We start from the raw sequence: 14529 nt of genomic DNA on the forward strand, positions 1-14529 counted from the left end.
TTAATTTGTTTGTTGATATATTTTCGGTCTATTTATTTCCAAAAAATTTTCAGGTTTAGCTAAATTAGTGAAATCAAATTTACGATATAGACCATGAGCATCAGCAGTTGCTAAAAGAATTCTTCTTAATTCTTCTGATCCACTTTTATCTAATAATGCTTTTATGATTATTTTAGAATAGCCTTTACCACGAAATTCAGCCCCAACATAAATATCCGCAAGATAAGCAAACGTTGCATAGTCTGTAATTGCTCGACCAAAGCCTATTAGTTGATCGTCAAGTAATAATCCAACAGATAATGAATGTTTAATTGCTTTCTGAACTACTTCTTTGGGAATGTCTTTAGACCAATATGTAGTTGTTAAGAATTGATGAACTGTGTCTAGATCTATCTCATTTTTATCATCTGTTATTCTGATATTTTCTACTACTGCATATTCCACTGCTATATGACCTTTTACTAATTATTAAATATGATTAAAATTTTAATCATTGAAATTTAAAAAGTAAAATCAGTAATGATGTAGAGGTTACCCTTGAGAAGAATATCTAATATTCATTCTTTATTTTTTCTAAAATCAACATAATACACCTTATACGAAATGCAGATTTTATTCTGATATAAATCATTTATTTAATGCATATTGAAAAGCCCAATCACCCCTGATTGGGCTTTTTTAATGATTTTCTATGTTCCACATTTTTATTTAGAATTTCTTCATCAATTTTCTTTGCCAACCATACTGTATGTCCTGCACACTCCTTGTCTTCGGCGATCATCTTTACCACTTTAAAACCATGCTGTTTCAATAAAGCTCGATATTCTTCTTGCGACAAACTGGAATGATATAAAGCATCGCCAAACAGATCTCCTATTGCTTCACCATGGCTTGGCCCGCTAGTGAACATCAATACTACTCCCGGTTGGGCATGTTTTTGGAATATCGAAAACATTGCACGCTGATCATCTTGAGTCAAATGAAAAAAACTATCCCACGCTAAAATGCCTTGGAACTTTTGCCCTAAATCCATCTGACGCATGTCTGCCTGAATCCAGCTCTGTTCAGGAAAGTTTTCTTGCGCCATTTCAATCATGACAGCAGAACTATCGACACCCACCACTGGATGACCTTGTGCAATTAAATAGGCTGCAATAGGTTTCGCTGAACCACAGCCTAAATCAAGGATTGTTGAATGTTCTAGAAGGAGTGAAAGAAAATGATCGAGCCATGCTTTTTCATAAAGGAATTGACCACGCAATTCTGTCCAGGCACGTGCATGTTTTTTATAGATTTCAATAATATTTTGCGCAAGTTCAGACTGATCTTTCATTATCAAAGGCTTAGTATTTTTAAAATAGTATACGCAAATTTAGATCCAGATTTGAAGATTTGAAGATTTGAAGATTTGAAGATTTGAAGATTTGAAGATTTGAAGATTTGAAGATTTGAAGATTTGAAGATTTGAAGATTCAGAATGTTTTTATTTTGATAAAATTTAAAGCAAAAAAAAGAAGATAGAGCTTAAGCCTGATCTTCTTTTTGACCGTAAAACCATGTCGCTGCGATATATAAAGAGAAACCAACGACTGAAACTACTGTAGTAATCATACACTTATAACACTCTAGATTTGATCTAGCTCATTATGTAAAAGTTTTATGACAACTTTATGACAATTTCGTCATATTTAATACAACTTGAAATAATAATATTAATTAATAATTTCAATAACTTAATACTAAAAATAAGTTCAAAATATTTTAATTGATGCTTTAAATGTCATATTTACACTGAAATATGACAGCCTTTTGTCATATTTATGACAGAAATCCTCACAAAAATGACCGTTCACTTGAGTTGAAATTTGCTATTAAACTTTCGGCCAAAAAGCAGTCAAAATGCCCACAAAACTTGCTTTTTATCTTATAATTTAGCCCGCTAGCTAACAGCCCGCTCAAGAGATATTTGATATGACAACTATTATCAAGCAAGATGACTTGATCACATCAGTAAAAGATGCGCTTCAGTTCATTTCTTACTATCATCCACAAGACTTCATCCAAGCGATGAGTCGTGCCTATGATCGTGAAGAGAACAAAGCCGCAAAAGATGCTATTGCACAAATCTTAATTAACTCTCGTATGTGTGCAGAAGGCCACCGCCCGATCTGCCAGGATACCGGGATTGTTAACGTATTTCTTGAAGTTGGTTTAGACGTTAAATTTGATTTAACGATGAGCTTAGACGATGCAATTAACGAAGGTGTACGTCAGGGTTATTTAGAAAACTCGAACATTCTTCGCGCATCAGTTTTAGCTGATCCTGCATTTGGCCGTAAAAATACCAAAGACAACACTCCTGCTGTGATCCACTACAAACTCGTACCAGGTAACAAAGTAGACATTACTGTTGCTGCTAAGGGTGGCGGTTCAGAAAACAAATCTAAACTTGCAATGTTGAATCCATCTGATTCAATCGTGGATTGGGTACTTAAAACTGTTCCAACCATGGGTGCAGGCTGGTGTCCTCCTGGTATGCTCGGTATCGGTATTGGTGGTACTGCTGAAAAAGCCATGATGCTTGCAAAAGAAGCATTGATGGAAGAAATCAATATGGACGAATTGCTTCGTCGTGGACCACAAAGCAAAATGGAAGAACTCCGTATCGAGATCTTCGAAAAAGTAAATGCTTTGGGTATTGGCGCGCAAGGTCTTGGTGGTTTAACCACAGTTCTTGATATCAAGATCAAAGACTACCCTTGCCACGCTGCGGGCAAACCAGTCGGTATGATTCCAAACTGTGCTGCAACACGTCATGCACACTTCCAGTTAGATGGTTCAGGTATTGCGCATATTCAAGCGCCTAAACTTTCTGACTACCCAGCGGTAACTTGGGATTCTTCTACTTCTAAACGTGTTGACCTAGACAACATCACTCAAGAAGAAATGAACTCTTGGCAACCAGGTGACACATTACTTCTTAACGGTACAATCTATACCGGTCGTGATGCTGCGCACAAACGTATGGTTGACATGATCAACAACGGTGAAGAATTACCTGTCGATCTTAAAGGTAAATTCATTTACTACGTTGGCCCTGTTGATCCAGTGGGCGACGAAGTCGTTGGTCCTGCAGGTCCAACAACTGCTACACGTATGGACAAATTTACCCGTCAAGTTTTAGAACATACTGGCTTGTTCGGTATGATTGGTAAAGCGGAACGTGGTCCTACGGCTATTGAAGCGATTAAAGACAACAAAGCGACTTACTTGATGGCTGTAGGTGGCGCTGCTTACCTCGTATCTAAAGCTGTTCGTCAAGCTGAAGTGGTTGCATTTGCAGACCTTGGTATGGAAGCAATCTACAAATTTGTGGTTGAAGATATGCCTGTATCTGTTGCAGTAGACGTGAATGGTACATCTATTCATGCAACTGCTCCGAAAATCTGGCAAGCGAAAATTGGTAAAATTCCAGTGGTTGATGCTGCTGCGGTTTAATTTTCCAAAATAAAAAAAGCACCCATTCGGGTGCTTTTTTTATTTCTATAAACAAATATTTCTTACTCAACCAACTGTTAGTCTTCCATTTCAAATCCAGCGATGTGTATTTACCAGGTCATTGGATTCCATAACTTAAATGGTGTGGTCAGTTGCACATCTTCTGCAGGATCATATTTCCCAGGTTTAAGTTTTTGTGCTTTTTTACGCACCTGACCTGTATTTTGATCTTGGGCCACAAAGTTAAAACTTTCCGACTTTAACTGGGTAAATGCAATTTCGTTTAAGCCTGCTTTTTCAGGCACGATCATCAATGGTCCGGAAACTTCACGACGGGTACTTAAATTTTCTTCATCATATTTAATGAAATAAGACTGCCCTGCTTCCACAGTAAAATCTAAATATTTAGGCTTTTGAAAATGCTGTGCACCCAAAGGACGACTGCTCGATAAACGATACGTTCCTGCTGGCAATTCAATCCAGTAATAATGATTATTCAATAAACTAGGAATGCGCTCACTATTAATAAAAAGACTGGATGCCACAATTTCTTGACGATTCCATTTACTATCAGGACGGTACATATACACAATGGCAGCTTGATCATTTTGTGCTTGTACAGGCTGAAAGCGCTGTCCTAATTTTTGATTGACCCACGCACCAATGGTAAACATACCAAGACGGTGCTGCTCAATAAAGCCTGGCTTGCTGTTAAAATCAACAGGTTTTAAGGTAGATGTTACTTGGGCATGTTCAACAGCAGATTTGCCATGACAACCCAATAAAATAATGCTTGCACAGACCGCAATACAGACTCCACGCATGATTTTCCCTCACCGCGTATTTTTTTATTTTTGTACTTATTTAAGCACTTAATTTTTCGCTATATTGATCGCGATATTAATTTTACTTTGTTGATCTTGTTTAGGCGTCCACGCCTAGTGATTGAGATTAACATTCAGTTTTATTTTTGGAAATAAAAAACGTGCGAAAACACAAGTTTTCCGCACGTTTCAGACGAATAGCAAATTAAGCAGATTTAGAATTTACAACTTTCAAATCTACTTTAGGCGCAGCTTCAGTCTCTGCTTTAGGTTGACGCTCTGCCTTTAACTCTGGCTTTCCTTCACCACTAATCACCGCATCATTTACGATCACAGTTCCGACATCAGTACGGCTTGGTAAATCATACATCGTTTCAAGTAAAGAATTTTCCAGGATTGAACGCAGACCACGTGCACCTGTATTACGTTCTAATGCTTTTTTGGCCACAGCACGCAATGCAGAATCTTCAAATACCAAGTCAACATTTTCCATACCGAATAAATATTGGTATTGGCGTATTAAGGCATTCTTCGGCTCAGTCAGAATCTGCATAAGTGCTTCTTCATCCAACTCTTCCAAAGTTGCAATAACCGGTAAACGACCAATGAATTCTGGAATTAAACCAAATTTCACCAAGTCATTTGCTTCCACTTGACGGAATAAATCAGACAATTTTTTAGTTTCGTCTTTTTTCTTCACGTCTGCAGTGAAACCAATACCGCCTTTTTCTTGACGTTGTTGTACGATTTTCTCAAGACCCGAGAATGCACCGCCACAAATGAACAAGATATTCGAGGTATCAATTTGAATGAACTCTTGTTGCGGATGCTTACGACCACCTTGTGGTGGAATTGAAGCAACCGTACCTTCGATCATTTTCAATAATGCTTGCTGAACACCTTCACCTGATACATCACGGGTAATCGACGGGTTTTCAGACTTGCGGGTAATCTTGTCGATTTCATCGATATAGATAATACCCTTTTGCGCTTTTTCTACATCGTAATCCGCTTTTTGCAGAAGTTTCTGTACGATGTTTTCAACGTCTTCACCGACATAACCGGCTTCGGTTAATGTCGTTGCATCTGCCATAGCAAATGGAACATCTAAGAGACGCGCTAAAGTTTGAGCAAGTAAGGTTTTACCTGAACCTGTTGGTCCAACCAAAAGAATATTACTTTTCGCAAGTTCTACAGCATCATCAGGTTTATGACCTGAGTTGGTGACTTTTAAACGTTTGTAATGGTTATAAACCGCAACTGAAAGCGTTTTTTTCGCAACATCTTGACCAATAACATATTGATCAAGCGCAGCACGAATTTCATGTGGTTTTGGCAAAGGTTTAGTTGCCCAATCACCAGATTCGACTTGCTGACTGGTCTGGACTAAATCTAAGCATACGTCCACACACTCATTACAGATGTAAGCGTCCTCACCTGCAATCAGTTTCCCGACTTCAGACTGCGTTTTACCGCAAAATGAACAATGCTTTTGTCCTTGAGGATGTTCGGACATATTCACTCCAATATTAAAATCTGAAAATTATGGACGTTTACTTAACACTTCATCCACGAGACCGTATTCTTTAGCAGCTTGTGCTGTCATAAAGTTGTCACGGTCAGTATCTCTTGCAACAGTTTCATAGTCTTGACCACTATGCTCTGCCATTAAACGGTTTAAGCGTTCTTTAATGAATAGAATTTCACGTGCGTGAATTTCAATATCCGATGCTTGACCACGAAAACCACCGAGTGGTTGGTGAATCATCACACGGGCATTTTCCAAGCAATAACGCTTGCCTTTGGCACCGGCATTCAACAAGAACGCACCCATAGATGCCGCTTGCCCCATACAATAAGTCACCACATCCGGTTTAATAAACTGCATGGTGTCATAAATTGCCATACCTGCAGTCACCGATCCACCTGGTGAATTAATATAGAGGTGTATATCTTTATCTGGGTTCTCTGCTTCTAAAAACAACATCTGCGCAACAATTAAGTTCGCCATGTTGTCTTCAACTTCACCTGTTAAAAAAATTACACGCTCACGTAAAAGACGTGAAAAAATATCAAAAGAACGCTCACCACGAGACGATTGTTCTACAACCATTGGTACTAAAGCGTTATTAATTGTTGGAACATACATACGTTATTTATTCCTAAATTTTTTGTTACTCAACTCATAGTCACAATATGAGGGATAATTGTCGAAATTGCAAAATATTCCCAATTAAATAACAGATATTTTTTTGCATAAGCTTGGTTAATTCAGGACACGTTCAATATAAGCCAATACATAAAAAAAGGCGCATGATGCGCCTTTTTTCGATCAGCTAAACTTAGCCTTGTTGACGAGCTTGTTGCTCTTTCAACAATTCTTCGTAGCTTACAGCTGTATCAGTCACTTTAGCAGATGCTAAAATGTGATCAACGATTTGATCTTCTAACACAACCGCTTCGATTTGAGCACGTTGCTGTTTGTCATTTTTGAAGTATTCAATAACTTCTGTAGGATCTTCATAAGAAGAAGCCATGTCATTGATATAAGCTTCAACGCGCGCAGGATCAACTTCGATTTTAGCATCAGCTAAAACTTTGCTTACCAACACACCCAATTTAACTGCTTTCTCAGCTTGTTCTTTGAACAAATCATCTGGAAGCATGCTGCTGTCAAATGCTTGCGCACCTTGAGCACCAAACTGTTGAGTGAATTGTTGAATCATTTGTTGACGTTGACGGTCAATTTCTTGAGCCAACATAGACTCAGGAACTTCAACTTCGTTTGCCGCTACAAGCGCGTCAAAAGTCGCAGCTTTAACTTGGTTACGAAGACCGTTTTTCACTTCACGATCCATATTTTTGCGAACGTCAGCTTTTAATTTTTCAACGCCTTCTTCTTCAGTCAAACCAAAGGTTTTCAAGAATTCAGCATCAATTTCTGGAAGTTTTGGTTTTTCAACTTGCTTAACAGTGATTTTGAACTGTGCAGCTTTACCAGCAAGGTTTTCAGCTTGGTAGTCTTCAGGGAAAGTTACATCAATAACTTTCTCTTCGCCTTTCTTCATACCAACGATACCGTCTTCGAAGCCAGGGATCATACGACCAGAACCTAAAACAAGTTTAAAGTCTTCAGCAGCACCGCCTTCAAACTTTTCACCGTCAACAGTACCTTCGAAATCGAAAGTTACTTGCATGTCTTTTTTAGCCATGCCTTTGGTTTCAGCCCAAGCTTGACGTTGTTTTTGAAGGTTTTCAATCATCTGGTCAACGTCTTTGTCGTTAACTTCAGTTGTTTTACGTTCAACTTCCAAAGTGTCAAAAGCTTTCACTTCAACTTCTGGATAAACTTCTACAGTTGCTTGATAAACAAGAGCATCTTCTTTGTTTTCAACTTTATCAATGTTTGGCATGCCAACAGCATTGATTTTTTCTTGCTGAATTGCTTCGAATACTGTGTCACGAATTACATCGTTCACAACTTCTTGATAAATGCCTGCGCCATATTCACGACGTACAACATTTAAAGGCACTTTACCTGGACGGAAGCCGTTGATCTTCACAGTTTTAGCAGTGCGTTTTAAACGAGCTTCAAATTGCTCGTTCACACGGCTCGTCGGTACAGATACATTTAAACGACGGGCAACGCCCGAAACCGCTTCAGAAGTTACTTGCATGGCTTCCTCGATATAGAAATAGTAATTGCAATTTTGAAAGTGTCATATTATATGACAACATTGGAAGATATACAAAACAGGATGATTTAACCATTAAATTTTAAGCTTTCTTCTGATAAAAATCCGTTTTTATTTCAATTTCCTAACACTTTATCTGCCAAATACGCTCATTTTGTATGCGCTTTAGCTAAAAGCGTAAGTTTTCTTAATTTTGAGTACTTAGCTGATTGAGTTCATGCATCCTAAATTAGAGTTGCATCACTCTTTGTAATTACCAATAAAAAAACGCGCATCAACTTGTAACAATCTTAATCAATGAAAATCACTTTTTTAATTACATGGCAAAATTTATAACTCACAAATGCGACCTTTTAAATCCGGTTCACAATATTCATCCTTCACAACAAAAAAGATGAACTTTGTGTAATTTCATTACAAGGCATCTAGAATAAGGTTTGGTAGCGCTTCGACTTGAGTTAAAATAGTACATTGATAATGAATACAACCTACTCGATGTGAGAAACACGATGTAACATCAAATGAACTATTCGACATCACAAATTGCTTAAAAAATTCTTAATATCAGTATGATTAAAATTCACAATCAAATATTACACATTAACTGTTTTTACAGATATACAAATAAAATCAAAAACTTAAATATAGATTGCAGTATTCTTTTATTCAATATACCACTCAATTAAATCATAATGATCGTAAACTACAATTTGAATTAATAGTTATACAAAATAAGAATCATTATTATTCTCATACATTTTCACAGTTCACCTTTTGAGTTAGAAATGGCCTTCATAAAAACACGCAAAAAAATCGTATCTTCTGCGATTGTGTCATCACTTTCAGTAATGGCGGGTAATGCAATTGCACAAGATCAAGTGACTCAACTTGATACTATTCGTGCTCAAGCAGAAGCAGAACAAACGCTCAAGGTAGATAAATCTGCAAATTCCAAGTTTGTTGCTCCGCTGCTCGACACGCCTAAATCAGTTTCTATCATTTCTAAACAGCTGATTGCAGATACTCAAGTTACAACTTTAAGCGATGCTTTGCGTACTGTGCCTGGTATTACTTTAGGTGCGGGTGAAGGTGGCAACCCAAATGGTGACCGTCCATTTATTCGTGGTTATAACTCTGAAAGTTCGATGTATGTGGATGGTGTACGTAGCGCAACTTCACAAAACCGTGAAATGTTTGCCGTAGAACAAGTTGAAGTGACTAAAGGTTCTGCATCTGCAATGGGTGGTGCGGGTACCACTGGCGGTAGCATCAACATGATTTCTAAAGTTGCTAAAAAAGGTGACTTCTTAGAAGGTTCTGTTGGTGCAGGTACAGACAATTACCAACGTATTACCTTAGATGGCAATAAAGATTTTGGTAATGGTATTGCCGCACGTGTTGCGGTATTGGGTCACAAAAATGAAAAAGCCGGTCAAGCCGATGGTACTGAATATGCACGTGCTGGTATTGCGCCAAGTATTACTTTTGGTTTAGACACAGCTACCCGTGCAACGTTAAGCTATTACTACTTGAAATCGGACGATACACCTGACTCAGGTATTCCTTATAACAATCCTTTCTCAGCAACCAATAAACCTGCTCGAATTTCCGAAAATGGCAACGGCAAACCAATTGATGTCAAACAAGGTCTATATTATGGCTGGAAAGACCGCGATTTCCAAAAACAAGAAAATCAGATCGGAACAATCAAATTAGAACATGATTTAACTGACAATCTAACCATTAGCAATACTGCTGTGTATGGTAACTCTAAGAATGATTACCTTTGGACCAATCCAGATGATTCAAGAGGTAATTTTTATCAACCTGGCGGTTCTTTAACAGGTAATGTTTGGGCACGTGCAAACTCTCGTGTAGCCGATACCGATACCTTTACTGACCAGCTGGCATTAACTGGTAAGTTCAATACTGGCGCTCTCAAGCATAGTTTTAACCTAGGTGCAGAGTACTCAGATCAGGAAACTGATCGTACCCAGTATATTATTGATGGTCTTAACGCTACAGGTAATGCACATAATGCCTGTACGCCTGCCGATATTACTTCGGGCTGGTGTACTTCGGTACAAAACCCTAACCGTGGGCCATGGACAGGGACATTAAGTACCAATGGCGCCGACCGTTACAATATTGACAGTAAATCAAAATCTGTTTATTTCTTAGATAGCATTGAATTCAATCCACAATGGATTTTAGATTTGGGCGTTCGTTGGGATGACTATTCAACTGAACAAACGATGACTTATGGTGCACGAAATAACTCAGTTACTGGTGCAAACAATACACCGATTACAGCAAATGCAGGTGATAAAGTTACGATCGAAAATGATAAAGACTTTATTAACTATCAGGCTGGTATCACTTTCAAACCTGTTGAGAATGGTAGCATCTATGCAAGTTATGCGACTTCTTCAAATCCAGTCGGTGTAGATGGTGGCGATGGTTCTGAAGGGATTACAGCTGCAATCAACAACCTTAAACCTGAAGAAGTCCGCACCATGGAGTTAGGGACTAAATGGGATGTCTTGAATGACAAACTCAACCTGACTGCAGCTATTTTCCGTACTGAAAAAACCAATACCCGTGCAACAGCAGATGATGGTACGACAAGTAATATTGGTGAAACTCGTGTTGATGGTATTGAATTGAGTGCTAGCGGTAATATCACTGAAAAATGGGCTGTATCTGCTGGTTATACTTATTTAGACAGCGAGTTGGTTGATGGTGGCTATGAAAACATTGGTACTACAGCTGCACCTATTTATATTTCAAACAGAAGTAATGGTAATCAAGTTCAAAACGTTGCTAAAAATAGCGCTACACTTTGGACCACTTACCAAGTATTACCACAGTTAACATTGGGTGCTGGTGCGGTTGCTATGGATAAAGTCTATGGTAATGCTACTAATACCAAGTTTGTTCCAGGTTACGTACGTTACGATGCCATGGCACGTTACAACGTAAACAAAAATGTTGATTTACAATTGAACGTAAACAACCTGTCTGACGAACGCTACTTCACTAAAGCATATTCTTCACACTATGCAACTGAAGCAGAAGGTCGTAGTGCAGTATTGTCTTTAAACTTCAAATACTAAAACCCGATCAAAAATCCCATAAATAATTTATGGGATTTGATTTTAAATAGCCTCATAATGAGGCTATTTTTATAGCTCAAAGAAATCATTCTTCTAAAGGTGTATTGCCGTGATTCATCATATTCCTAACGTACTGAGTAAAGAACAAGTTCAATATTTTCGTGAAGAAATGAATAAAATTGAATGGGTCAATGGCAAAGTCACTGCAGGTACACTTTCAGCTACAGTCAAACAAAACCAACAGCTTCCGGAAGATCTTCCACTGACTCATCACTTAAGTACCATTATTTTAGAATCATTAGGACAACATCCATTATTCCTGTCTGCCGCCATTCCTTTAGACATCATTCCTCCCCTGTTTAACCGTTATGAAAACAATGAAGCCTTTGGCTTTCATGTCGACAATTCGATTCGTCGAATCCGGGGAACAAATGAACGTTTACGTACCGACCTGTCCTGTACTGTTTTTTTGAGCGAACCAGATGAATATGAAGGTGGGGATTTAATCGTAGAAGATACTTATGGCTACCATGAAGTTAAACTTCCTGCCGGTGACATGATTCTCTACCCTTCCACCAGTTTGCATGAAGTCACGCCAGTAACCTCAGGTTGCCGTATTGCATCATTCTTTTGGGTGCAAAGCATGGTTCGTGATGAAGCTGAACGTCATATGCTATTCAATCTTGATCAAAGCATTCAGAACCTGCGTATGCAGTTGGGCGATCAACATGATGAAGTGATCAAGCTGACCAATCTTTATCATAATTTAATGCGTAAATGGGCTGAGCTTTAATTCTTTTAACGTAAAAAAATAAATGGGCGGTCGAGATTTTATATCGGCTAGCCCAGTCAATGACTTATAAATATAAGAATTTCTGTTTTATCTGTGAGTCAGATTTGACTGTCATCAGATCGTTTTCTTTGAGCATGATTGCTTTATCTAATTAATAAACCTGAATTAAGTCATATTCCCATCCCTTTTCATCACAATTAAACACCCATCACTATTGTTAATGATAATTATTATCATTATAATTCGCATCAATTGTTACAGGCCATAACAATATCTCCGCTTTTGCTGCTATTTTGTCGACTTTAAAAGTTGCAAGGCAGTAATGGAATTCTGTCATATACGATATTAGGGATTAGCTACAATGGCACAGATTAAAAGCCGTAAACACAATCGAAATGCTCAACTGGTTGCTTTAGCTGCATCTCTCCCCCTGATGGCTCATGCAGCGAATCCACAAGATGTCACTCAGCTTCCAACCATTACCGTGAAATCAGATGCAGAAAATAAATATAAAGCGGATAAGCTAAGTTCGCCTAAATATACTCAACCCTTGCTAGATACTCCTCAAACAGTTTCAGTGATTAAAAAAGAATTATTAAAAGAGCAAGGTGCAACATCCTTAGTTGAAGCCTTAAGAAACACTCCGGGAATTACCCTGCAACTCGGTGAAAACGGCAATACCAGTGCAGGTGATGCTTTCCAAATGCGTGGATTTTCCACCCAAACTTCGACCTATGTCGATGGTATTCGTGATCTGGGTGCTGTTACTCGGGATGTATTTAACCTGGAACAGATTGAAGTAGTCAAAGGTCCTTCTGGTGCAGAAGCAGGACGTGGATCGGCATCGGGTTATATTAATCTGGCCACAAAACTTCCTCAGACTGAAAATAGCCGAGAAGTTTCTGCAACCTATAATACTGCTGAACATGCACGCCTGACTGCCGATATGAATCAAGTGATTAATAGTGGTACTGCTTTTCGCTTAAATGCGATGGGACAAGACGGCGGTGTTGAAGGTCGTGATTATCTTGAAAACAATAGCTGGGCAATTGCTCCTTCGATTGCCTTTGGCCTAGATAGCGATACACGCCTGTATCTCTATTCGCAACATATTCGTCAACGTAATATTCCAGACGGCGGTATCCCGACTGTAGGGATGAAGGGTTTTTACAATGCAGATTCAGCTTTAGCTTCAGCACCTAAAGTAAACCGTGAAAATTATTATGGTCATGTGGATGATCATGAAGATGTTGATGCGGATATGTTCACGGCAAAAATCGAAAGCGATCTGGCTGAAAATGTAAAACTGACCAATATTACCCGTTTGGGCAAAACCAATATGCAACGTGTATTAACCGGGATTAATACACTCAGTACTAACAGTTCAACCAATCCTAAGGACTGGACCGTGAGCCGCTCTCGCCAAGGGGTGGATCAGGAAAATAAAATTCTCGCCAACCAGACGACTTTAAATTTAAATTTAAAAACGGGAGCGATTGAACATGATGTAGTTGCGGGTCTAGAGTTTTTAAAAGAACAGCAATATAACAAAACCATGGCAACGCAAATGCCTGGACAAACCCCTGTTACTCCGACTGCAGCTAGCTTATATAACCCTGATCGCAACCAAGTACTCCCAAGCTTAGTGTATACGGGCGGCTACACCAATGGTGAAACGGATACTGCTGCAGCTTATTTATTTGACACGCTTAAATTCGGTGATCGTTTCCAGCTCAATGGTGGTGTACGTGTCGATTATTATGACACTGAATATGATGCTTTGACTCTGCCATCGGGCAGCAGTAGCTTGGTGCCTGCCAATTTTGGTGCACACGATACTTTGCTCAGTTGGAAACTCGGTGGTTTATTTAAGCCAACTACATTTAGCAGTGTCTATGCCTCTTATGCAAAATCACTGACGCCTCCGGGAAGTGCGAATTTCACTTTGTCCGAAACAGGTGCAAATAGCTCGGCAGCAGAACCTCAAGAAACTCATCATTATGAAATTGGTACGAAATGGGACTTGCTTGAAGGCAAATTGGCGCTGAATGCTGCAGCTTACCGTACTGAAAATAAAAACCAGTTTACGATTGATCCAATTACTCAACTATCGGTACAAGAAGGTAAAAAACGCGTTGATGGTGTAGAACTCAGTGCGGTGGGACAAATCACCGATGTGTGGAATGTTTCAGCCGGTGTTGCTCATATGAAAGTGAAACAGCTGAATCAACAGACGGCAACTGCAACAACAGTAGCTGAGCGCTGGTCACCCGAGTGGACTGCAAGTTTATGGTCTACTTATGATGTTGCAGGCTTTAAACTGGGCTTGGGTGCCCGTTATGTCGATGATCAAAAACGTGTGATTACGGACAGCACTGCAGCGGCGAATATGCCAAGTATTCCGGGCTATGTGGTGTTTGACGCCATGGCCGGTTATACCCTGAATAAAAATACCTCTGTGAACCTAAATGTCTATAACCTGGCAGATAAAGAATATATCAGTACTCTAAACAATGGTGGCGGTCGTGTGATATTGGGTCAACCACGTTCAGCAGCACTTACTTTTAATTATAAATTTTAAGCAATTCGCTAAGTCTTAGCAG

11 protein-coding genes are annotated in these 14529 nt (G+C 39.0%); 4 read left to right on the top strand and 7 right to left on the bottom strand.

Features of this window, described 5'->3' with window-relative positions:
• Window positions 1-444 carry a GNAT family N-acetyltransferase gene (locus B9T23_RS02615; RefSeq protein ID WP_067721883.1) on the bottom strand — a complete coding sequence of 148 codons (444 nt, stop codon included), beginning with the start codon at window positions 442-444 and terminating at the stop codon, window positions 1-3.
• A 214-nt stretch (window positions 445-658) separates the two neighbouring features.
• Entirely contained in the window at window positions 659-1333 is a 675-nt protein-coding gene (locus tag B9T23_RS02620) for a class I SAM-dependent methyltransferase (protein ID WP_067721885.1), read from the bottom strand.
• A 638-nt stretch (window positions 1334-1971) separates the two neighbouring features.
• On the opposite strand from B9T23_RS02620, the gene B9T23_RS02625 reads away from it, so the two are divergent.
• Window positions 1972-3498, top strand: coding sequence for a fumarate hydratase (locus B9T23_RS02625; protein ID WP_067721886.1), 1527 nt, complete (start codon window positions 1972-1974; stop codon window positions 3496-3498).
• A gap of 110 nt (window positions 3499-3608) precedes the next feature.
• Here the strand turns inward: B9T23_RS02625 and B9T23_RS02630 are convergent, their stop codons facing one another.
• The 5 genes from B9T23_RS02630 to B9T23_RS17125 form a co-directional block, all read right to left on the bottom strand.
• Window positions 3609-4322 (bottom strand): DUF2846 domain-containing protein, encoded by a 714-nt coding sequence (locus tag B9T23_RS02630; protein ID WP_067721888.1) that lies wholly within the window; start codon window positions 4320-4322, stop codon window positions 3609-3611.
• 205 nt (window positions 4323-4527) lie between these two features.
• Window positions 4528-5838 carry an ATP-dependent protease ATP-binding subunit ClpX gene (gene clpX / locus B9T23_RS02635; protein WP_067721893.1) on the bottom strand — a complete coding sequence of 437 codons (1311 nt, stop codon included), beginning with the start codon at window positions 5836-5838 and terminating at the stop codon, window positions 4528-4530.
• A 27-nt stretch (window positions 5839-5865) separates the two neighbouring features.
• Window positions 5866-6471 (bottom strand): ATP-dependent Clp endopeptidase proteolytic subunit ClpP, encoded by a 606-nt coding sequence (clpP, locus tag B9T23_RS02640; protein ID WP_067721895.1) that lies wholly within the window; start codon window positions 6469-6471, stop codon window positions 5866-5868.
• A gap of 193 nt (window positions 6472-6664) precedes the next feature.
• Entirely contained in the window at window positions 6665-7999 is a 1335-nt protein-coding gene (gene tig, locus B9T23_RS02645) for a trigger factor (protein WP_067721897.1), read from the bottom strand.
• 432 nt (window positions 8000-8431) lie between these two features.
• A complete protein-coding gene (locus B9T23_RS17125; RefSeq protein WP_265733063.1) occupies window positions 8432-8554 on the bottom strand; it encodes a hypothetical protein in 123 nt (40 codons plus the stop codon).
• A gap of 248 nt (window positions 8555-8802) precedes the next feature.
• Between B9T23_RS17125 and B9T23_RS02650 the strand changes: the two genes are divergently transcribed.
• From B9T23_RS02650 to B9T23_RS02660, 3 genes are all read left to right on the top strand, one after another.
• The gene (locus B9T23_RS02650) at window positions 8803-11133 is read left to right on the top strand and encodes a TonB-dependent receptor (RefSeq protein WP_086192889.1); all 2331 of its coding nucleotides are present in this window, start codon (window positions 8803-8805) and stop codon (window positions 11131-11133) included.
• A gap of 109 nt (window positions 11134-11242) precedes the next feature.
• Window positions 11243-11926 carry a Fe2+-dependent dioxygenase gene (locus B9T23_RS02655; RefSeq protein WP_086192890.1) on the top strand — a complete coding sequence of 228 codons (684 nt, stop codon included), beginning with the start codon at window positions 11243-11245 and terminating at the stop codon, window positions 11924-11926.
• 361 nt (window positions 11927-12287) lie between these two features.
• Window positions 12288-14507: a catecholate siderophore receptor Fiu gene (locus tag B9T23_RS02660; protein WP_086192891.1), complete on the top strand. Its 2220-nt coding sequence runs from the start codon at window positions 12288-12290 to the stop codon at window positions 14505-14507.
• Window positions 14508-14529: the final 22 nt, after the last annotated feature.

This window comes from Acinetobacter terrae, from assembly GCF_002135195.1.
GTDB lineage: Bacteria > Pseudomonadota > Gammaproteobacteria > Pseudomonadales > Moraxellaceae > Acinetobacter > Acinetobacter terrae.